At 71.0% G+C, this 21,023-nt stretch carries 13 protein-coding genes and 2 pseudogenes; 8 read left to right on the forward strand and 7 right to left on the reverse strand.

The window, feature by feature from the left end:
* Positions 1 to 98 precede the first annotated feature (98 nt).
* Positions 99 to 674: a DUF6262 family protein gene (locus MKW14_RS04965; protein WP_240859181.1), complete on the forward strand. Its 576-nt coding sequence runs from the start codon at positions 99 to 101 to the stop codon at positions 672 to 674.
* 373 nt (positions 675 to 1,047) lie between these two features.
* On the opposite strand, the gene MKW14_RS04970 is transcribed toward MKW14_RS04965, so the two are convergent.
* From MKW14_RS04970 to MKW14_RS41210, 3 genes are all read right to left on the reverse strand, one after another.
* Complete coding sequence (locus MKW14_RS04970) at positions 1,048 to 6,255, reverse strand: caspase family protein (protein WP_240859183.1); 5,208 nt, start codon at positions 6,253 to 6,255, stop codon at positions 1,048 to 1,050.
* On the reverse strand, positions 6,252 to 7,061 hold the full coding sequence (locus tag MKW14_RS04975; protein ID WP_240859184.1) for a hypothetical protein: 810 nt from the start codon (positions 7,059 to 7,061) through the stop codon (positions 6,252 to 6,254). Before MKW14_RS04975 ends, MKW14_RS04970 begins: the two co-directional genes overlap by 4 nt.
* Before the next feature lie 223 nt (positions 7,062 to 7,284).
* Positions 7,285 to 7,578, reverse strand: a complete 294-nt coding sequence (locus MKW14_RS41210) for a GH32 C-terminal domain-containing protein (RefSeq protein ID WP_308314583.1) — start codon at positions 7,576 to 7,578, stop codon at positions 7,285 to 7,287.
* Here MKW14_RS41210 and MKW14_RS41215 point away from each other — a divergent pair.
* Positions 7,505 to 7,693: a hypothetical protein gene (locus MKW14_RS41215; RefSeq protein WP_240859185.1), complete on the forward strand. Its 189-nt coding sequence runs from the start codon at positions 7,505 to 7,507 to the stop codon at positions 7,691 to 7,693. The two genes, MKW14_RS41210 and MKW14_RS41215, sit on opposite strands and share 74 nt — an antisense overlap.
* A 2-nt stretch (positions 7,694 to 7,695) precedes the next feature.
* On the opposite strand, the pseudogene MKW14_RS41220 reads toward MKW14_RS41215, so the two are convergent.
* Both MKW14_RS41220 and MKW14_RS40835 read right to left on the reverse strand, forming a co-directional pair.
* A pseudogene (locus MKW14_RS41220) lies at positions 7,696 to 7,773 on the reverse strand (hypothetical protein); the annotation flags it as partial.
* A 12-nt stretch (positions 7,774 to 7,785) separates the two neighbouring features.
* A complete protein-coding gene (locus MKW14_RS40835) occupies positions 7,786 to 9,051 on the reverse strand; it encodes a glycoside hydrolase family protein (protein ID WP_308314580.1) in 1,266 nt (421 codons plus the stop codon).
* Between MKW14_RS40835 and MKW14_RS05000 the strand changes: the two genes are divergently transcribed.
* A complete protein-coding gene (locus MKW14_RS05000; RefSeq protein WP_240859186.1) occupies positions 9,046 to 9,321 on the forward strand; it encodes a substrate-binding domain-containing protein in 276 nt (91 codons plus the stop codon). The genes MKW14_RS40835 and MKW14_RS05000 overlap by 6 nt on opposite strands.
* Positions 9,322 to 9,358: 37 nt before the next feature.
* Here MKW14_RS05000 and MKW14_RS05005 read toward each other — a convergent pair whose 3' ends face one another.
* Positions 9,359 to 10,147, reverse strand: coding sequence for a maleylpyruvate isomerase family mycothiol-dependent enzyme (locus MKW14_RS05005; protein WP_240859188.1), 789 nt, complete (start codon positions 10,145 to 10,147; stop codon positions 9,359 to 9,361).
* Positions 10,148 to 10,207: 60 nt separating this feature from the next.
* On the opposite strand from MKW14_RS05005, the gene MKW14_RS05010 reads away from it, so the two are divergent.
* Positions 10,208 to 11,977 (forward strand): dolichyl-phosphate-mannose--protein mannosyltransferase, encoded by a 1,770-nt coding sequence (locus tag MKW14_RS05010; protein WP_240859189.1) that lies wholly within the window; start codon positions 10,208 to 10,210, stop codon positions 11,975 to 11,977.
* A 10-nt stretch (positions 11,978 to 11,987) separates the two neighbouring features.
* Here the strand turns inward: MKW14_RS05010 and MKW14_RS05015 are convergent.
* Positions 11,988 to 12,352, reverse strand: a pseudogene (locus tag MKW14_RS05015) (GNAT family N-acetyltransferase); the annotation flags it as partial.
* Between the two features lie 188 nt (positions 12,353 to 12,540).
* Between MKW14_RS05015 and MKW14_RS05020 the strand changes: the two are divergent.
* From MKW14_RS05020 to MKW14_RS05035, 4 genes are all read left to right on the forward strand, one after another.
* Positions 12,541 to 15,090, forward strand: a complete 2,550-nt coding sequence (locus MKW14_RS05020; RefSeq protein WP_240859190.1) for a SpoIIE family protein phosphatase — start codon at positions 12,541 to 12,543, stop codon at positions 15,088 to 15,090.
* Between the two features lie 535 nt (positions 15,091 to 15,625).
* A complete protein-coding gene (locus tag MKW14_RS05025) occupies positions 15,626 to 18,397 on the forward strand; it encodes a SpoIIE family protein phosphatase (RefSeq protein ID WP_240859191.1) in 2,772 nt (923 codons plus the stop codon).
* Between the two features lie 151 nt (positions 18,398 to 18,548).
* On the forward strand, positions 18,549 to 19,394 hold the full coding sequence (locus MKW14_RS05030) for a chitosanase (RefSeq protein ID WP_240859192.1): 846 nt from the start codon (positions 18,549 to 18,551) through the stop codon (positions 19,392 to 19,394).
* A gap of 136 nt (positions 19,395 to 19,530) precedes the next feature.
* Positions 19,531 to 20,895, forward strand: a complete 1,365-nt coding sequence (locus MKW14_RS05035) for an FAD-dependent oxidoreductase (RefSeq protein WP_240859193.1) — start codon at positions 19,531 to 19,533, stop codon at positions 20,893 to 20,895.
* Positions 20,896 to 21,023: the final 128 nt, after the last annotated feature.

Raw genomic sequence — 21,023 nt, forward strand, 5'->3', positions numbered from 1 at the left:
CGTGGTCGGGCCACGGCGAACCGTGGCCCGGTCGGCATGCCCGGGCACGCTCACTTCCAGATGGACTCCCTCCACGAAGACGATGTCACGGAGGCGTCATGACCTCCGCCCCCGATCAAACCGCAGCGGCGACGGCCGCCCGCCGACGCCAGACCCAGGACAAACTCGTCCGCGTCGAGAAGGCCATCGGCCAGCTCCGCCGCGAGCGCGGCCGACTCGCCGTCCGCGCGATCGCCCAAGGCGCAGGCGTCTCCGCCACGTTCCTCTACGAGAACACCGACGCCCGCGGCCTCGTCCAGGCCGCCGTGACCGACAGTAAAAGCCGCCACGACCGAGTCACCCAGGACGAGCACGAGCGCATCGAGGCATCGTGGCGGGAACGGGCGCTCAACGCCGAGGAGCAACTGACCCTCTCCCACAACGAGATCCTCGCTCAACGGCAGCGGATCGGGGAGCTGATGGGCCAGCTCAGAGACTTCGAACAGATTGTTCCCGGAGAATCCGTCCAACGGATCACCACTGAGAACACCACCCTCAAGCGCCGCGTCCAGCAGCTGTCCCAGGAACACCGAGCCCTTCAGGAACTACTCGAAGGAGCCCGCTCCAACATCCGCTTCGCCGAGAAGCGCATCGCCGACCTCGAAGTCCAACTCCTTGAACAGGGCCAGCTATGACGCTCCAGGCTGTCCCACTCTCTGTTGTCCTCGACACCCGGCAGGCCCAAGTCCCTGCTCACGCTGCTGCGAGAAGTCGAGCAGTTCTTCGACGAATGTGACGAGCCCACGTTCTGACGGGAAGCTATGCCGAGGGCCGATACACCCTCGCCGGGGCCAGGTACACACCCAGCTCGACGTCACCTACCTCGGCGGCAGCCTCAACACCATCTCGCACAGCGACTATCACGAATTCACAGAGTTCCATGAGCCAGGCCGCACCCTCTGCCTGATGGTGTGCGGGCCGGGCCAACGCGGTGCGTGGGGCTACCTGGAACCGACGCCAGACGGCACGTTTAAGCTGGGCGTCTTTCGATCTCGAGCGCCCCGCCGGTCAGCGCAGCCTGTGTAGCGTACGTCGATTGAAAACCGCTACATCGTTCCCCATACCCACAACGAGATCTCCCCTGAAGGTGACGGCGACGGCAGAGGGATTGGGGATCCGCAAGACTCCCGCAGGTTTGCCGGTGCGCAGGTTCCACACACGTACCGTGCCGTTGTCAGCGCTGACGGCGACGGGCACGCCGTCCATCTCCGTGCATGCCACCGCGTTCACGCCGCCGCTGTGGCCGGTCAGAGGCTGTCCGATGGGGATGCCGGAACGCAGGTCCCACATCTGCGCCATCCCGCCGCCACCCACGGCTACGGGGGTGCCGTCCACTTGTGTGCACGCCACTGTCCGCACTGGGCCTGTGTGGCCGGTCAAAGGCTGGCCGAGGAGCACACCGCCGCGCAGATCCCACACCCGCACCCTCCCGTCGTGACTGCCGATGACGGCAACGGGGGCACCGTCCACCTCGGTGCACGCCACCGCGTTCACGCCGCCGCTGTGGCCGGTCAGGGCGGTGCCGATGAGGGTGCCGGTACGCAGATCCCACACCCGTACCTTCCCGTCATCCCAGCCTGTGACGGCAACTGGGACGCCGTCCACCTCCGTGCACGCCACCGCACCCACGCCGCCGGTGTTGCTCGTCAGGGGGCGTCCGATGGGGACGCCGTCACGGAGATCCCACACCCGCACCCTTGTGTTGTCACAGATGACGGCGACGGGCACGCCGTCCATCTCCGTGCAGGTCACCGCGCGCATCCAGTTGGTGTGACCGGTCAGGGGCTGTCCGATGGGGGTGCCGTCACGAAGGTCCCATACCCGCACTGTCCCGTCGCGACTACCGGTGACGGCGACGGACACGTCGTGCACCTCCGTGCACGCCACCCCCTGCACCCAGTTGGTGTGACCGGTCAAGGGCTGCCCGATGAGTGTGCCGTCACGGAGATCCCACAGCCGCACCACCCCGCCGTTGTCGCCGGTGACGGCAACCGGGCCTCCGTCCATCTCCGCGCATGTCACCGCAAGCACCGGTTCGGTGTGGCCGGTCAGGGGGCGTCCGATGGGGGTGCCAGAGCGCAGATCCCACACCCGCAACATCCCACCGTTGCCGATGACGGTGGCGGGGATGCCGTTCACCTCGGTGCATGCCACAGCAGTCACCGAGAATTCGCCGCTCTGGGGCTGGCCCAGGGGGGTGCCGGTACGCAGATCCCACACCCGCACCCTCCCATCCGGGCCGTCGCCGGTGACGGCAACTGGGACGCCGTCTACTTCGGTGCACGCCATCGAGCGCACTCCGCCGGTATTGCCCGTCAGGAGGTTTCTGAGACGCGTGCCGGTACGTAGATCCCACACCCGCACCATCCCGGTGTCGCTGCCGGTCACAGCAACAGGGGTACCGTCCACCTCGGTGCACGCCACCGAGCGCAGACCGCCCATGTGGTCCGTCAGGGGCTGTCCGAGGAGCACACTGCCGCGCAGGTCCCATACCCGTACCGTCCCGTCGCGGCTGCTGGTGACGGCAACGGGCATGCCGTCGACCTCCGTGCACGCCACCGCCCGAACCAGATCGGTGTGGCCGGTCAGAGGCTGACCGATGGGGATGCCAGTACGCAGATCCCACACCCGCACCCGCACCATCCTGCCGGCGCCCTCGCCGGTGACGGCAACCGGGACGCCGTCCATCTTCGTGCACGCCACCGCGCTCACGCCGATGATGTGGCCGTCCTGAAGCTGTCCGATGGAGGTGCCGGCACGCAGGTCCCACACCCGCACCATCCCGCCGTTGCAGATGACGGCGACAGGAACGCCGTCCAGATTCGTGCATGCGACTGCCTGTACTGGTCCGGTGTGACCGGCCAGAGGCTGTCCGATGGGGATGCCAGTACGCAGATCCCACACCCGCACCAGCCCCTCGTCGCCGGTCACAGCAACCGGGGCGCCGTCCAGATTCGTGCATGCGACTGCCTGTACTGGTCCGGTGTGACCGGCCAGAGGCTGTCCGATGGGGGTGCCAGTACGCAGATCCCACACCCGCACCACCCCGTCATCGCCGGTCACGAGGATGGGCGTACCGTCCAACTCGGTGCACGCCACCGCGTTCACCCTTGTGTCGCCGGTCTGGGGCTGTCCGATGGGGGTGCCGGTACGTAAATCCCACACCTGCACCCCGTCGGGGCCATCGCCGGTGACTGCGATGGGGGTGCCGTCCAACTCGGTGCACGCCATCGAGCGCACTCCGTCGATTGCGCCGGTCAGAGGTTGTCCGATGGGGGTGCCAGTACGCAGATCCCACACCCGCATCATCCCGTCGCTGCCACCAGTGACGGCGACTGGGGCCTCGTCCATCTCCGTGCACGCCACCACCGCAACGCCGCCGATCGTGCCGGTCAGGGGCTGTCCGATGGGGGTGCCGCCGCGCAGGTCCCACACCCGCACTCTCCCGTCGTGGCCGCCTGTCACGGCAACCGGGGCGCCGTCCAGTTTCGTACACGCCACAGCTCGTACCTGTCCGGTGTGGCCGATCAAGGGTTGTCCGATGGGGGTGCCAGTACGCAGATCCCACACCCGCAGCACTTCGTCATCGCCTGTCACGGCAACCGGGGCGCCGTCCAGATTCGTGCACGCCACAGCTCGTACCTGTCCGGTGTGGCCGATCAAGGGTTGTCCGATGGGGGTGCCAGTACGCAGATCCCACACCCGCAGCACTTCGTCATCGCCTGTTACGGCAACCGGGGCGCCGTCCAGATTCGTGCACGTGACTGTCTGTACTGGTCCGGTGTGACCGGTCAGGGTGTCGCGGAGTGCTGGGGTGAAACCGCTGCCGGTCGCCCAGCGGGGAGTCCAGTAGCCGTCGAGGATGTGATCGACAAGTTGCTGCCGCAGGGCAGTGGCGCCGGCTCGAGCAGCGTCGAGGGCGAGTACCTGGCGACGCTCGGATGCGGTGTCGGTGGAATGAGGGCCAGCTGAAGTGCGGTATACCGCCGCGGTCAGGCGGGCGGTGTCACTGCGGGCGTGCTGCAGGTGGGGGGTGAGGCTGCGCGTGGCGGCATGGACGAGGTACTCGGTATCGCCTAGCACTTCGTCCAAGCGCCCGGCCGCGGCGGCGTGGGCGGCGAGGTGGTTGAGGGTGTAGGGGTGGGCCCGAGCCCACTCACGGGTGCCGTCCGCAAGGTACGGCACCCGGGCGATGAGGCTCTCGGCGACGGCCGTATGCACAGCCTGCGTGTTGATGCCGTCGCGCAAGTGTTCGGCCAGCGCCTGGTGGTAGAGCCGGTAGGCGGAACGTTCGGATTCAGTAGCCTCCACCACGTACGAGCCAGCCGCGCCCCGAAGCCACACCACGTCATCATCGGTGTACGAGCGGCCGGAGATCTCGGAGGCGGCCAGAGCCCAGATGTCTTCCCAGGGCAGGCCCTGGCCCTGGGCGAAGGCCAACGGGCGCAGCAGGTCCGTTGCCCGTTGGGCATCATCGCCGAGGCGACCGACAAGGTCTTCCCGCATGGCCTGACCGGCGTGGCACGGCAGGCTGGCACGCCAGGCCGGGTCCTGCGGGTCAGCGACGACGTCCTCGGCCGCAGCCAGAGTGCCAGCAGTGATGCGGGCGACGAGGAACGACGGGCCTGCAGCCGCAGCGACCGCCTCCGCCACCGGCCGCAGCGCCTCGGGGCGGCGCCGGTACGGAGAATTGGGATGGGCTTCGATGAGAGTGCGGACGGTGTAGGCCGTGAGGGCCTCGGGGTCGGCGTAGCGAGAATCGTCCAGGTCGATGATCCAGCCTCTGCCGACGTCGTTGCTCGGCCGAATGCCCAGGCTGGCCAGCAGATCAGGGCGGGTGCCTATCAGCAGCCGGATCCGGCCCTCGGAATAATTGATCAGCGGCTTCAGGATCTGCGTGCACAGGGTGTCGGGGGTGGCAGCCTCGTCCAAAGCGTCGATCAGCGCCGTGAACGGTCGCTCGCTATGGCGTGCCTCGAGGGCCTTCAGTAGCTCGCCTACGGTGTTGGCGCGCACCCTCGCCGCAGCAGCCAGCGCGTTCAGTACGTCGGTGTCGGTGAGGTTCTGGGCGTAGATGGCGACGTCGACTGCTTCCGCGTCCGGTACCAGCGAGGGAGCCAGACCGAGGGAGCCGACAGGCACTGTGCGACGGCGCTCGGGATGGGCCAGTGCAGCGATCAGGCCGAGGACGGCGGTTTTGCCCGAGCCGGGACCGGCAGTTACCACCCGGCAGTCGTGGCCGTCAGCAGCTGGGGTACGCAACCACTTGGCCAGGTCAGCGAGCACAGCGTGACGACCGCAAAACCACCAGCCCTCGGCAGCGTCGCCGGGGTAGCCCATGGCGTGCACGAGTAGCCGCCGGGTCAGCTCGGTGTCGCGGCGACGGGCCTGCTCGTCGAACTCGGCGGCCTCCTGGATGGCCAGGTCGACGTCGGTCAGCCAGGTTCCGTAGCGGGGGTTGGCGAAGAACTCGGGCACCTCGCCCGTCAGCCCGACCATGGCCAGGCTAATGCGCTGGTGTTTGGGCAGGGCCGGATGGACGTTCATCTGCTTCACGACCATGTCTACCGGCAACGCCCGCGGGCCGTGCCCGGCCGTCGCCCTGTTGCCGACAGCGTCCGAGAGTAGACGGGGGAAAAGTCCGGCCTGGGCCTGCTGGTGCGGCTGAGCAGAGGAGACGATCACCAGGCCAGAGCCGGTGGCCTGTCCCCACTCGGCGCTGATGCGCTTCAGCGCGGTCGCGGCCGTGTCGTTGCCGCCCTGCCCGGAGTAGCACGTGTCCAGCACGAGCAGCAGACGCCGGACTGAGGTGCCGCGCAGTATCGCCCGTGCCAGTTCAGCTGTGGGCAGCGCGGTGTAGTCGACGTCATCGGGATCGGTGTCGGCGGTCAGCAGCACATGCTCGTCGCCGTCGAGAACCTCGCCGTGGCCGGAAATGTAGACGGCCAGCAAATCATCCTCGCGGCGATCTGGGGACTTGGAGAACGCCCGTAGTTGATTGGCTAGTTGGGCCTTGGTGGGGTTCAGGCCAAGGCCAGTCTCGTGCTGGTAGCCCAACTCGCCGGTGAACAGCTCGATGATCTGATCGCGGGCCTCGACCAGCGACGGCCGGTTCCACTCGGGGGACTTGGAGTAGTGGGCGATGGCCGTGGCGATCAGGAACCGGCGCGGTCCGCCGTTACCTCCCGCGCCGCCATCGCGCGACAAGCCGCTCACGCCAGCCCCGCCGCGATCGCCCGCCCGCACACGGCGTCCGTCAGATACGCCGTCGCATCGTGCGCGTGCGAACCGTTGTGCACCCTGATCGAACGGACCGACTCACCGAACGCCGGCCGCAAGTCCTTTGCCAGGGCCACCACATCACCGTCGTCGGCGATGTTCGTCCACGTCAGATCCGGCCCACCCGGCCACACGGCCCGCACCTCACCGCCCAATCCGAGCGGCGCCGGCTCCAGCCGGTGCAGGATCAAGTTCGGAATGCCTAACGGTGAACCGATCGTGACCAGCGCCCGCACCCCGTGCCCGGGCCGCGCGCACATCGCCTCGTACGCGACCACCGATCCCAGTGAATGGGCCACTACCACGCGGGTGTCGTCCCCGATCGCTTCCAGTACCCGGCCACGGGCGCGCACCCGCACGTCGGTGTCCACGAGGTACCGGTGCACCTGTTTGAGGTCGAACACCATGGCCCGCAGCGCTATGCCAGCGAAGAACCGCGACCCCGACAGCGCCCGCAGCGCCGCCTGCACTGACCGCGGCGTCGCCGCGAGCGTGTCCGCGCTGGGAGCCACCACTGTCGGATCGGTTTCGGCTGCCGCACGCCACCACTCCAGCAACATATCCCGCTCGAACCCCTCCTCGACATCGGCGGCGCCGAAGAGCGGATCCCCCACGGCGAGCAGTTCCCCGGCTGGACGAAACAGGTCCCCGTAGAACGCCATCGCCATGTCCAACTCCGGCACGGCCGCGTCCGCCCCAGCCCGGCGCAACCCGTCGGCCAAAGCAGGCTGCCACTCCTTCAAGAGAGTGTGCTCTCCCAGAAGTTGCTTGCCAATCCCGTGCACTCCCACCACACGCGCCAAACCGCACCGCCCCGCACTCGCCCCGCCCGTAGACAGCACTGTAGAAGCCGGCGCCACATCGAGCACGATGTACACACAACCCACGCACACTGCAGCCTTCAACGGGACGCCTCCTCCGACGGGCTCCTCTGGAGGCAACACGCCCCTGCTGCGACACCCACACCTAGCTAGGAATTACGGAGCTGCCACTGACACAGCGTCCCGTACCTCTGCGCGACGTGCCTTCGCAGGTCAGTGTCAACTCGTATGGTTCCGTACTCGGTAAAAGGGAGGTGTCGTAGCCGATCCGGGTGCGCTGTCCGGCACCGGTACGCACGTCGAGGCCGAAGCGGGCGGCGGTGCGCGGGGCCAGTTCGGCCCGCAGTTCCAGGGGGCTGCCGTCTATGCCGAGCGCGGTGGCGCCGCCGGTGACGGTCGTGGCCGGAACGGTGGTGCCGGCGCCGCGCAGGGACTTCAGCTCGCCGACCGGCTGCTGGACCAGCCGGGTCGTGCCGTCGATGGTCCGCAGGGCGAGCAGGCGGGGGAAGGTGTCGGCACTGCGCCAGGGGCTGGTGGGGATGTTCTGGCCGTAGTTTCAGCTGTTCATCCAGGCGATCATGACGCGCCGTCCGCCGGGGACGTCGTTGAAGGTGTTGGCGGCGTAGAAGTCCTGCCCGTAGTCGAATCAGTGGGCGCGCCGGGTGGCGGACAGGGCGGGCTTGTCGGCGGCGCTGAACTGGTCGGCCAGTACGTGGCCCCAGCCGCCGGTGTTGGCGTCCACCACCTGGATCCTGACCTGCCTGCCCTTGTAGGCGGCGGTGTTGAAGGAGGCCCAGTCCAGGTCTTCGGAGCCCGCACCGGTGGCGCTCTGCACGACCTTGCCGTCGACGAGCAGGTTGACGCCGGTCTCCGCGGAGCGGGGCCGGGCCTGCGTGTCGGACAGGACCACCTGATCGAGGTTGATGTGTCCCCAGCCGCCCGTGTCGGCGTCCACCACCTTGATCCGGGCCTGCCGGCCCCGCAGATCGGACAGGTCCCAGGAGGCCCAGTTCAGGGCCTCGGCGTTGGCACCCGTGGCAGAGCGCACCACCTTCCCGTCGACGACGAGTTCCACGGCCGTGGGGGTGTCGGAGCCGGCTGGGTGGTAGCCGCCGCCGATGAGGAAGTCCAGGTACTTCTGGTCGATGGTGAAGGCCGGTGAGGTCAGGGTGCCGGTGGAGGCGTCACCGTTGAGGTAGCTGTTGACGAGGCCGTGGCCGAGGAACCCGGAGACCTGCTGCTGGTCGGGCAGGGTGCCCTGGGCCGGACCGGTCCCGAAGGCGTCACCGGTGGCGGTCCAGTCGCCGATGGGGCTGGAGTAGGTGCCGCCTTCGAAGTCGGCGAGGGTTTCGCCGGCCGGTGTGGGCTCGTCGCCCAGCACGGAGCCGGGCTGGTAGGGGTGGTTGCCGCCGCCGACCTTGAAGTTGATGTAGTCGCTGGTCACCGTGAACGCGGGCGACGTCAGTGTGCCGGTGGAGGCGTCGCCGCCGTGGAAACTGTCGGCGAAGTCCTTGCCCTCGAAGCCGGTGACCGGGCTCTGGCCGTCGAGGGCTCCGGTCGCCGGCGCGTCGCCGAAGGCGTTCCCGGCGGCCGTCCAGTCGCCGAACGTGCCGGATTCGAAGTCCTGCAGCGTGGTGCCGCCGGGCGGGGTGTAGGTGCCGCTGTCGTCGGCGGTGAAGTGCGTGCCGTCGAAGTCGCCGACGAAGTACTGGGCCCCGGAACCTCCCGCAATCGCACCGGGGTTGAGGTTGACGGCCAGTACCCACTTGGTCCTGTCCGGGTTGCCGTCCACGGGCAGCGGGAACAGGTCCGGGCACTCCCACACCCCGCCGGTGGCGCCGGCCGGGCCGAAGTCGCTCCGGTGACTCCAGTGCTTGAGGTCGGGAGAGCTGTAGAAGGAGATCTTGTGCACCTCCTGACCGTCGGAGCCCGCCGGACCCTGCAGGAACTCCGGCTGCAGCGCCGCGTCGCACTGATCGGCTTCGACGACCTGCCGCTGGCCGAGCTCCTCGAACCCGGCGTCTCCGTGATCGCCCAGGACCACGCCGCCATCGGCCGGGAAGCCGCGACCCTGCTCTTCGACCGCCTCGACGGGGAGCAGGGCCCCGCCCGCCACCGCGTCCTCGCCACCCGCTACCTCGCCCGCGGCTCCGGCGAACTCCAAGCCTCCGAAAGAGGCTGAGCTGGAGCCGTGTCATCACCGCGCCGGGAACCGCTCTTCACACCTCCAGCCAGAAACCGGTGCGCGTCCGCCAGAGGTCGAGCAGCGCCAGGTCGCCGCGGGTCTCGACGGCGGGAGCCGGGCGGCGGTAGAGGAACAGGAGCAGGTCCGTCACCGGTCCGCGGGCCGACGCGGAGGCCGCTCCGCTTCCGGTGCGCCAGACAGGGCGGTCGCCGCGCAGATCGACCAACCACTCCCCCACCCCGGGCGCCTCGAACCGCAGCGCACGACCGGGGCCCAGCAGGCCCGGCGCGTCCGGTCCCTCCGCGTACGCCTCGGGAAGCGTCGCGAACTCCAGCCACTCCAGCACCGCGCCGACCGCGAGATCCTCGTCGAGGGTGAAGCCGGCGCCGGTCGCCAGCGCCGCGTCGGCGCGGTGGACGACCGTCTCGTACGTCATCCTCCGCGCCCAGAACATCGCCGACTGCTCGATGGACTCCTCGTCGCTCGGGGTCCATACGGCGGTGTCGGGCCCGGCGCCCCGGAGGGCCGCGGCGAGTGCCCTGGCGCCCTCGCCGAGCCAGGCGCCCAGCGCTTCGCCGTCCAAGTGGGCGTACGCGGCCGGGTCGTTGACCGAGTCGTCGGGCACGGGTGCCTTCGCCCGGGTCCGTACAACCTCCTCCGCCCACCGGTGGTCCCCGCCCACGTGCCGCAGCAGCCGGGCCAGGTCCCAGCCGGGGCAGGTCGGCACCGGTGTGGTCGTGTCCGCCCCGGCGACCTGGGCTCTGAGCAGGTCCGTCTGACGGACGATCTCCTGACAGCAGCGTTCGAAGGCCGGCGAGGTCACACGGTCATCATGCACCGGCCGCTCCCGCCACCGCCCTTGGTCGCGCGGTCCACGACCGCCATGAGTCACGGGGCGACCCGCACGGGCGTTCCCTACGATGAGCCGGTGACGAGTGACACCCCCACACGGTCCGCCACCGACGACGACGCCGGCCGGAGCGCCGAGGCCACCGCCTGGGCGCAGCGCCTGCGCCGGTTCGGGTACCCGGGAGGTCCTCGGACCGGTCCTCGCGAGCGCCTGGTTCCGCCCTTTCCCCAACCGGGCGTCCGGGTCTGGCAGTTCCTCGGCATCGGACCCGGTCTGTCGTCCCGCCTCGCCCGCTGGACGGGCTGGGCCGGTCCCCTGCTCGTCGCCGTGTTCGCCGGTGTCCTGCGGTTCTGGCGGCTGGGGCAGCCCCACGCGGTGATCTTCGACGAGACGTACTACGCCAAGGACGCCTGGTCGATGCTGCGGCTCGGTTACGAGGGCACCTGGCCGGACCGCAAGATCGCCGACCCGGACATCCTCGCCCATCCGCAGGTCATCCCGCTCTCCGATCCCGGCAGCTTCGTCGCGCATCCGCCGATGGGCAAGTGGGTGATCTCCGTCGGCGAGGGGCTGTTCGGTCTCGATCCGTTCGGCTGGCGGTTCATGACGGCGCTGCTCGGCACGGTGTCGGTGCTCATGCTGTGCCGGATAGGCCGCAGGCTGTTCCGCTCGACGGCGCTGGGCTGTCTGGCCGGGGCGCTGCTGGCCGTGGACGGCCTGCACCTGGTGATGAGCCGTACCGCGCTGCTGGACCTGGTCGTCATGTTCTTCGCCCTGGCGGCGTTCGGCTGTCTGCTCGTCGACCGGGACCGGGCACGGGCCCGCCTCGCGGCCGCCCTGCCTCTCGACGCGGACGGCTTCGCGCGGCCCGACCACGACGCCGGTTCCCGCACGCGCACGGGCGCGCGTCCCTGGCGTCTGGCGGCGGGCGTCTTCCTGGGACTGGCGGCCGCGAGCAAGTGGAACGGCCTGTACTTCCTGGTCTTCTTCACCGTGCTGACCGTCCTGTGGGACGTCGGCTCCCGCCGCGTGGCCGGGGCGCGCCGCCCGTACCGCGCCGTGCTGCGCCGGGACCTGGGCTGGTCCGTGCTCTCCCTCGTGCCGGTCGCCGTGGTGACGTATCTGCTCACCTGGACCGGATGGTTCCTGTCCGACAAGGGCTACGGCCGGCACTGGGCGGACGGCCGCGGCGGCACCTGGGCGTGGATCCCGGCGCCGCTGCGCAGCCTGTGGCACTACGAGTACCTCGTCTACCAGTTCAACGTCGGCCTGCACACCCCGCACAAGTACCAGTCGAACCCCTGGAGTTGGCTGGTCATGGGACGGCCCGTGGCCTTCTACTACGAGTCGCCGAAGTTCGGGCAGGAGGGCTGCCGTGCCACCGCGGGCTGCTCCCAGGAGATCCTCGCCCTGGGCACACCGCTGCTGTGGTGGACGGCGTGCGCGGCCCTCGTCTATCTGTTGTTCCGGTGGGCGCTGCGCCGGGACTGGCGGGCGGGCGCGGTGCTGTGCGCGGTGGCGGCCGGCTATCTGCCGTGGTTCCACTACCAGGACCGTACGATCTTCTCCTTCTACGCCGTCGCGTTCGTGCCGTACCTCTGTCTGGCCGTGGCCATGCTCGTCGGTGCCCTGCTGGGGCCGCGGTCCGCGCCGGAGAGGCGCCGGATCGCGGGGGCGGTGAGCGCCGGGGCGCTGGTGCTGCTGATCGTCTGGAACTTCATCTACTTCTTCCCGCTCTACACCGGCCTGACGATCCCCTACTCCGGCTGGCAGTCCCGGATGTGGCTCGACACCTGGATCTGACGCCGGCCCGTCACAGGTCGGCCCAGTCGCCCGTCGGCCGACCCAGATGGGTGACCGGGCCGGGGTCGGGCACGTCGATCTCGTGGAAGCCGAGGCGGTCGTAGAAGGCCCTCGCCCCGGTGTTGGCGGTGACCATGCAGAGGTGGACGGCCTCGGTGCCGCGCTCGTGCAGCGCCCGCAGGAAGGTGCGCATCAGGGCGCGGCCGTGGCCCTGTCCCTGCCGGTCCGGGAGCAGATCGATGTGCAGATGGGCGGGGTAGGCGGCGACCTCGGGGACGAGCATGCGCAGGGGTCGTGCAGCAGCGCGATCATGGCCGCGTCCGGGGTGGTCGCCGGGCCGGCGGGCTTCGGGTGGCGGCCGGTGCCGCTTGGGAGCGCTCCCACAAGTCTGCGTCCCCGGGCAGCGTGCTTCGGCCATGATCGTCGGCCCGCCTCGGCGCCTCCCCCACACGCGGAACAGGGATCGTTCGCGATGGTCGGCTCCGCCCAGGTGCGCCACAGGCCCCTCGTGGCGCATTCTTGCTGTGTCACCCCGCTGGGCGGGCACGGACGAGGTAGGGCCGATGACTGGGAGCGCGGAGGACGCACGGCACACGCCCGGACAGCTGGCCGCGCTGCTGCTGGACACCTCGACGGAGGCGATCGGGGCAGCGGGAGGCTACGCGGGAGGGGTCTATCTGCGGTCCGGCACGCCCGGACTGCTGCGGCTCGCCGCGCTCGCCGGACTGCCCGGCCCGCTGTTCCGGCCCTGGTGGCGCATGCACGTCGACCGGCCGTTCCCGGTGGCCGACGCCTACCGGCTCGGCGTCCAGGTCGTCCTGCCGAACGCCACCGAGACGATGCGCCGCTACCCGCAGTTCGCGGCCGGGCTGCCGTTCCAGTTCGGCTCGCTGTACGTGCCGGTGGTGGCCGGGTCTACCACGTTCGGGGTGCTGACCGTGCTGCGTCCCTCCTCCGCCGACGCCGCCGAGCTCCAGCACCACCGTGACCGCATGGTCCGTCTGGCGGAGGAGCTGGGCGCGGCCCTGCTGCGCCTGGAGAACGGTGGCTCGCCAACGCCGGTGGCCTGGGACGGCGAACCGGTGTGCGTACGACCGCCGGGTACACGTCCGTCGGCGGGGCGGACCGGGGGCTTCGCCTGGGACCCGGTGACGGACATCGTGACCGCCGACGAGCGTCTGCCCGTCCTGCTGGGCGCGCCGGGGGAGGAGTTCGCCGCCTGTGTCGAGACGCTGGCCCTGGCCGTGGCCCCGTCCGATCCGCAGCGGCTGCTGGCCGCCCTGCGGGAGACGGCCACGGGCAGACCCCCGGCCCTGCCGCTGTACGTGACGGCCGAGGACGGCGCGCCCCGGCTGGTGGAGCTGTGGAGCCCCTACGCCGCCCCCGCCCCGCCCGGCGCCCCGTCGGGCGCGCACCCGGTCCGCGGCTTCGTCGTCGACCCCGGGCCCGGCGCGCTCGCCGACGCGGCGGCCGATCTGCTGCCCGACGGCGTGCTGTGCCTGGACCGGCTCGGCATGATCCTCTACGCCAATCCGCGCGCCGCCCAACTGCTGCGCTGCCCGCGGACCCGGCTGCTGGGCCGGTCGCTGTGGGAGGGCGTGCCGTGGCTGAACCAGCCGGCCTTCGAGGACCATCTGCGCAGCGCGCTGCTCTCCCCGGACCCGGTGCGCTTCCACGTCGGCAGGCCGGCCGCGGACACCGACGACGATGACCCGGCGCCGTTCGACGGTGCGTGGCTCGACGTGTCCGTCTACCCCGGTCCGTCCATCCTGACGTGCACGTTCCGTCCGGCGACCCGGGTGGCGGACGCGACCGCCGACCTCGCGCCCGAACCCGGGGTGCCGCCCGGGACCTCCTCGGCCGGGATGCCGTCGATGGCGCCGCTGTACCGGCCCATCGTCCTCGCGATCGCGCTGACCGAGGCGGTCACGGCCCGGCAGGTCTCGGCGGTGGTGATGCGGGAGCTGCTGCCCGCCTTCGGCGGCCGGCGGCTCGCCATCTACCTGCTGCAGGACCGGCATCTCTACCTGGCCTGGGAGAACGGTTTCCCCACCGGGTTCCTCACCCCGTTCGAGGGCGTGGGCCTGGACGCCCATCTGCCCGGCGTGGAGACGCTGACCAGCGGCCGGCCGCTCTTCTTCGACTCCATGGACCAGCTCGCGGCCGCCTATCCCGGCATCGCGCTGGACGCGAAGGAGGGCGCCCGTGCCTTTCTGCCGCTGATCGCGTCGGGGCGGCCGGTCGGCTCCTGCATCCTGGGCTTCGACGGGCCCCGCAGCTTCAGCACCGAGGAGCGCACGGTGCTGACGGCGCTGGCCGGGCTGATCGCCCACGCCATGGAGAAGGCGCAGCGCTACGAGAGCGAGGCGGCGCTCGCGCGGGGGCTGCAGCAGGCCCTGCTGCCGCGCCGGCTGTCCGCCCATCCGCTGGTGGAGACCACCGGGCGCTATCTGCCCGGCACCCAGGGCATGGAGGTGGGCGGGGACTGGTACGACGTGGTGGAGGCCGGGGACGGGCTGGCGCTGGTGATCGGGGACGTGCAGGGGCACGGTGTGCAGGCCGCCGCCACCATGGGGCAACTGCGCAGCGCCGTACGGGCGTTCGCGCTCGGGGACCGTCCGCCCGACGAGGTGCTCAGCGGGACGAACCATCTGCTGATCGACCTCGACCCGGGTCAGTTCGCCAGCTGCTGCTACATCCGGCTGGACCCGGTCTCCGGGCTGGCCCGGGCGGCCCGCGCGGGACATCCGCCGCCGCTGCTGCGCCGCCCCGACGGTCACACGGAGGTCGTGGACCTGCCCGGCGGGGTCGTGCTCGGCGTGGACCCGCAGGCGCAGTACCCGGTCGCGGAACTGCGCATCGAGCCCGGCGCCGTACTGGCCCTGTACACGGACGGACTGGTGGAGCGCCCCGGGCTGGACATCGACGAGGGCATCTCCGCCCTGCGGGTCGCCCTGGCCCGGGCCGGCGCCCCGGCCGCCCGTCCGGGCCGCCGCCCTCTCGCCGGCGTGGCCGACCGCCTCACCGCGACGGCCCGCCACACGGCCGACCGCCCCGACGACATCGCCCTCCTGCTCGCCACGCGGCGGATGGAGCGACGGAACGGGCGGTGAGCCGGGTCGTGGCCGTCAGCGCAGCGCGCGATGCCGCCCGGGCCACTGCCACGCACCCACCCGACGTCGGCGGGCGGCGGGCGGCAGGCGGCAGGCGGCAGGCGGCAGGCGGCAGGCGGCAGGCGGCAGGCGGCAGGCGGCAGGCGGCAGGCGGCAGGCGGCAGCATAAGCAGGCCGAGCAGGCGCAGGCCAACGGCACACCACGGGCCGGCGCGGGTGGTGCAAGGCCTTCTGAGACGTCCGCCGCGTCCCCGGTGCGGTCGCCTGCCCTGGATCGAGGGGCCGGGGCTGCGTGCCACAACAGCAGTCGGCCCCGCGCGGCCCCCGCCGGCCAGGCCGGCGCCCTCGGTCGCGTGCCGCCTTGACCCGGCCGGAGGTTGACGGGGTGTGACGTCCCGGTGTTCGTGCGGCGGGCCCGTCGTGGGGCGGGGCGGAGTCGGCTGCGGCGTGGTAGCCGGGTCCGGGGCGGGGCGTGGGCTGTCACCCTCTGTGACGCCTCTCGCCTCCTGGGGCGCGGCAGTGTAGACATGGGCACATGGTCCGACTTCTGGGCCGTCACGGGGCGCGCTCTGCCGGTCGTCCCGGCGGTGCCCCTGCCCGACGCGCGGCCGAGCGCGCCCGCGCGGCGCACGAGCGGCGCAGGGCGGCCCGGCCCGGCGGACAGCCGGAGGCCCGGGAGCCGGGGCGGCTGCGGGCCGCGCTGACCGGTCGCAGCGTCGCCGGGCAGGTGTTCCTGCTGCAGGTCGTGATCGTGCTGCTGCTGGTGGTCGCCGCGGTGGTCTCGCTGTATCTGCAGGTACGGCACGACAGCACGCAGGAGGCGCGCAAGCGCTCGGTCGCGGTCGCCGAGGCGTTCGCCAACGCGCCCGGCACCCGTGAGGCGCTGAGCGCGCCGAACCCCACGGCGGTGCTCCAGCCGCGGGCGGAGGCGGCCCGCAAGGCGACCGGCGTGGACTTCATCGTCGTCATGAACACCGATGGCATCCGCTACACCCACCCCAAGCCGAACCGCATCGGCAAGAAGTTCGTCGGCACCATCGCCCCCGCGCTGGCCGGGAAGACGGTGATCGAGGAGGTCAACGGCACGATCGGGCGGCTGGTGCAGGCGGTCGTACCGGTCACGGCACCGGACGGCAAGGTCGTGGGCCTGGTGTCGGCGGGCGTCACGCTGAACAACATCGGCGGCGCCGCGAACCGGCAGCTGCCGCTCGTGCTCATGGCGGCGGCCGTAGGCCTGGGCCTCGCCACCGCCGGCACGGCGCTCGTCAGCCGCCGTCTGCTGCGCCAGACGCACGGTCTGGGTCCGCACGAGATGACCCGGATGTACGAACACCACGACGCGGTGCTGCACGCCGTCCGCGAGGGTGTGCTGATCGCCGACGACGGCCGGCTGCTGCTCGCCAACGACGAGGCGCACCGGCTGCTGGACCTGCCCGAGGACGCGGAGGGCCGGCACGTCCTCGACCTCGGGCTGCCCGACGACACGGCCGATCTGCTGGCGTCCGGACGCATGGCCACCGACGAGGTGCACCTGGTCAAGGACCGGCTGCTGGCGGTCAACCAGCGCCCCACCGACGTCGAGGGCGGCCCGCCGGGCAGCGTCGCCACGCTGCGTGACTCCACGGAGCTGCGGGCCCTGTCCGGCCGGGCGGAGGCGGCCCGGGAGCGGCTGAACATGCTCTACGACGCCGGGGTGGGCATCGGCACCAGCCTGGACGTGGCCCGTACCGCGCAGGAGCTGGCGGAGCTCGCGGTGCCCCGGTTCGCCGACTTCGCGACGGTCGACCTGTTCGACTCGGTGCTGGGCGGCGGGCAGCCGGAGGCGGTGACGCCGTTGCGCCGCACCGCCTCGAGCGGAATCCGCCAGGACGCCCCGCTGTATCCAGTGGGCCGGCAGCTCCGGTTCGTCGACTCCTCGCCGCAGGCCCGCAGCCTGCGTTCCGGGCAGGCGGTGCTGGAGCCGGACCTGGACGTGGCGCCGGGCTGGCAGGCGCAGGACCTGGAGCGGACGGCGCAGGTCGTCGACTACGGCATCCACTCGCTGATCACGGTGCCGCTGCGGGCGGGGTCGCTGGTCCTGGGCGTGGTCAGCTTCTGGCGCTCGCAGAAGCCGCAGCCGTTCGACGTGGAGGAGCTGGCCCTCGCCGAGGAGCTGGTGGCCCGGGCCGCGGTCTCCATCGACAACGCGCGCCGCTACACGCGCGAGCACAGCATGGCCGTGACACTCCAGCGCAGTCTGCTGCCGCGCAGGCTGCCGGAGCAGTCGGCGCTGGACATCGCCTACCGGTATCTGCCGGCGCAGGCGGGAGTCGGCGGGGACTGGTTCGACGTGCTGCCGCTGTCGGGCGCGCGGGTCGCGCTCGTGGTGGGCGACGTGGTCGGGCACGGGCTGCACGCGGCGGCCACCATGGGACGCTTGCGCACGGCGGTCCACAACTTCTCCTCGCTCGACCTGCCGCCCGACGAACTGGTCGCGCTGCTGGACGAGTTGGTCGGCAGGATCGACCAGGACGAGGCGGCGGAGGGCGGCAGCGCCCCAGTCACCGGCGCGACCTGTCTGTACGCCATATACGACCCGGTGTCCCGCAGGTGCACCGTCGCCCGGGCCGGTCATCCCCCGCCGGCGCTGGTGCGGCCGGACGGCAGTGTGACGTTCCCGGACGTGCCGGCGGGCCCCCCGCTGGGCCTGGGCGGTCTGCCGTTCGAGACGGCCGAGCTGGAGCTGGCGGAGGGCAGCCGGCTCGTGCTGTACACCGACGGGCTGGTGGAGGACCGGGAGCGGGACATCGACGAGGGTCTGGAGCTGCTGCGCGGGGCGCTGGAGCGGGCCGGTGAATCGCCGGAGGAGACCTGCCGGGCGGTGCTGGAGTCACAGCTGCCGGCGAAGCCCAGCGACGACGTGGCCCTGATCGTTGCCCGCACGCGGGCACTGTCGGCCGACCGGGTCGCGGAGTGGGAGGTGCCGTCCGATCCGGCGGCGGTCGCCAAGACCCGCGCCGCGGTCACCCGGCAGCTCACCGGCTGGGGCCTGGAGGAGCTGACCTTCGCCACGGAGCTCGTCCTGAGCGAGCTGGTCACCAACGCGATCCGCTACGGCGCCGATCCCATCCAGGTACGCGTGCTGTTCGACCGCACGCTGATCTGCGAGGTCTTCGACAGCAGCAGCACCTCGCCGCATCTGCGGTACGCGGCGATGACGGACGAGGGCGGGCGCGGTCTGTTCCTGGTGGCGCAGCTCGCCGAGCGCTGGGGCACGCGCTACACGCCGGAGGGCAAGGTCATCTGGGCCGAGCAGCCGCTGCCCTGAGTCGCCCCCATTTGGTCCATACCTTCCTCGTGCGACCGTACGAACTTTTCCCGCGCCGGGTGTTCGACACCACCGAGCTCTGATAGTAAACCTTCCTATCAGAGCGACGCACGGCCCGCCTCCCCACCCCCCACCCCCCTTTGGAGCCCCCGTGAGGCACCCCTCCAGCGATTCCGCGCCCACCATCACCTCGCGCCGCACTCTCCTGACCCTGATCGGCGCCTCCCTGGTCGCCGCCCCGCTCCTGCGACCCTCGCACGCCTCGGCGACCGTGAGTGCCGCGGGCTGTGTCGGTCTCGACGACCCGGCGAAGAAGGAGATCGCCATGCAGCTGGTGTCGAGCGCGGAGAACTCCTCGCTCGACTGGAAGGCGCAGTACAAGTACATCGAGGACATCGGCGACGGCCGCGGCTACACGGCCGGCATCATCGGCTTCTGCTCCGGCACCGGCGACATGCTCGACCTCGTCCAGCTCTACACCGACCGCAAGCCCGGCAACGTCCTCGCCAAGTACTTGCCGGCGCTGAAGCGGGTCAACGGCAGCGACTCGCACGACGGCCTCGACCCGAACTTCCCCAAGGACTGGCGCAAGGCGGCCCAGGACAGCGCCTTCCAGCAGGCCCAGAACGACGAGCGCGACCGGGTGTACTTCAATCCGGCGGTCAAGCAGGGCAAGGCGGACGGCCTCGGGACCCTGGGCCAGTTCACCTACTACGACGCCATCGTGATGCACGGCGACGGCGACGACCCCACCAGCTTCCGCAACATCCGCAAGCGGGCCCTGAACAAGGCGAAGCCGCCGGCGCAGGGCGGCAACGAGACGACGTACCTCAACGCCTTCCTCGACGCCCGGGTGTGGGCGATGAAGCAGGAGGAGGCCCACAGCGACACCACGCGGGTGGACACGGAGCAGCGGGTCTTCCTGCGCAACGGCAACCTCTGCCTGAACACGCCCCTCAACTGGAAGGTGTACGGAGACAGTTACCACATCGGGTGAGGCGTCCGGAAAATATCTATGGGCTCATAAAGTCGGTTTATGAGCCCATAGACCGGACCCGTGTACCGACTTAGGCTTGCCTTAGCTTAGGCTTCCCGTTCGAGTCGATCTGTCGCCGCTCGAAGGGAACCTGATCATGCCCCGCCCCCTGCGGGTAGCCATCGTCGGAGCCGGCCCCGCCGGGATCTACGCCGCCGACGCGTTGCTCAAGTCCGACGTGGCCGCCGAGCCCGGTGTGTCCATCGACCTCTTCGAGCGCATGCCCGCGCCGTTCGGCCTGATCCGCTACGGCGTCGCCCCCGACCACCCCCGCATCAAGGGCATCATCACGGCCCTGCACCAGGTGCTCGACAAGCCGCAGATCCGGCTGTTCGGCAACGTGGACTACCCCAACGACATCAGCCTGGACGACCTGCGCGCGTTCTACGACGCGGTGATCTTCTCCACCGGTGCGACGGCCGACCGTGAGCTGCGCATACCCGGCATCGACCTGCACGGCTCCTACGGCGCGGCCGACTTCGTGTCCTGGTACGACGGCCACCCGGACGTGCCGCGCACCTGGCCGCTGGAGGCCGAGAAGGTCGCCGTACTCGGCGTCGGCAACGTCGCCCTCGACGTGGCCCGCGTCCTCGCCAAGACGGCGGACGAACTGCTGCCGACGGAGATCCCGCCGAACGTCTACGAGGGCCTGAAGGCCAACAAGGCGCTGGAGGTCCACGTCTTCGGCCGCCGCGGCCCGGCGCAGGCGAAGTTCTCGCCGATGGAGCTGCGCGAACTGGACCACTCCCCCAACATCGAGGTCATCGTCGACCCCGAGGACATCGACTACGACGAGGGCTCGATCGAGACCCGGCGCGGCAACAAGCAGGCCGACATGGTCGCCAAGACCCTGGAGAACTGGGCGATCCGCGACGTCGGCGACCGCCCGCACAAGCTGTTCCTGCACTTCTTCGAGTCCCCGGCGGAGATCCTCGGCGAGGACGGCAGGGTCGTCGGCCTGCGCACCGAGCGCACCGCCCTGGACGGCACCGGCAACGTCAAGGGCACCGGCGAGTTCAAGGACTGGGACGTCACGGCCGTCTACCGCGCGGTCGGCTACCTCTCCGACAAGCTCCCCAAGCTTCCCTGGGACATCGACTCGGGCACCGTCCCGGACGAGGGCGGCCGGGTCATCCAGGAGAGCGGCGAGCACCTGCAGTCGACGTACGTCACCGGCTGGATCCGGCGCGGCCCGGTGGGCCTGATCGGCCACACCAAGGGCGACGCCAACGAGACGGTCGCCAACCTGCTGGACGACCACGCGAACGGCCGTCTGCACACCCCGGCCTCGCCCGAGCCCGAGGCCGTGGACGCCTTCCTCGCCGAGCACCAGGTCCGCTTCACCACCTGGGACGGCTGGTACCGGCTCGACGCCGCCGAGAAGGCGCTGGGCGAGCCGCAGGGCCGGGAGCGCGTGAAGATCGTCGAGCGTGAGGACATGCTCCGCGCGAGCGGCGCCTGACGGTCCCTCAGGCGGGCTTCCAGGACGACAGGCCGAGACGGTACGACGTACCGCCTCCGCGTGGCCGCACAGTCCCGGAAGCCCGCCCGTGTGCGGATCCCGACCGGCACCGCCTGGCGCTCGGGGCG

The organism is Streptomyces gilvus (genome assembly GCF_022513565.1).
Classification (GTDB): Bacteria; Actinomycetota; Actinomycetes; order Streptomycetales; family Streptomycetaceae; genus Streptomyces; species Streptomyces gilvus.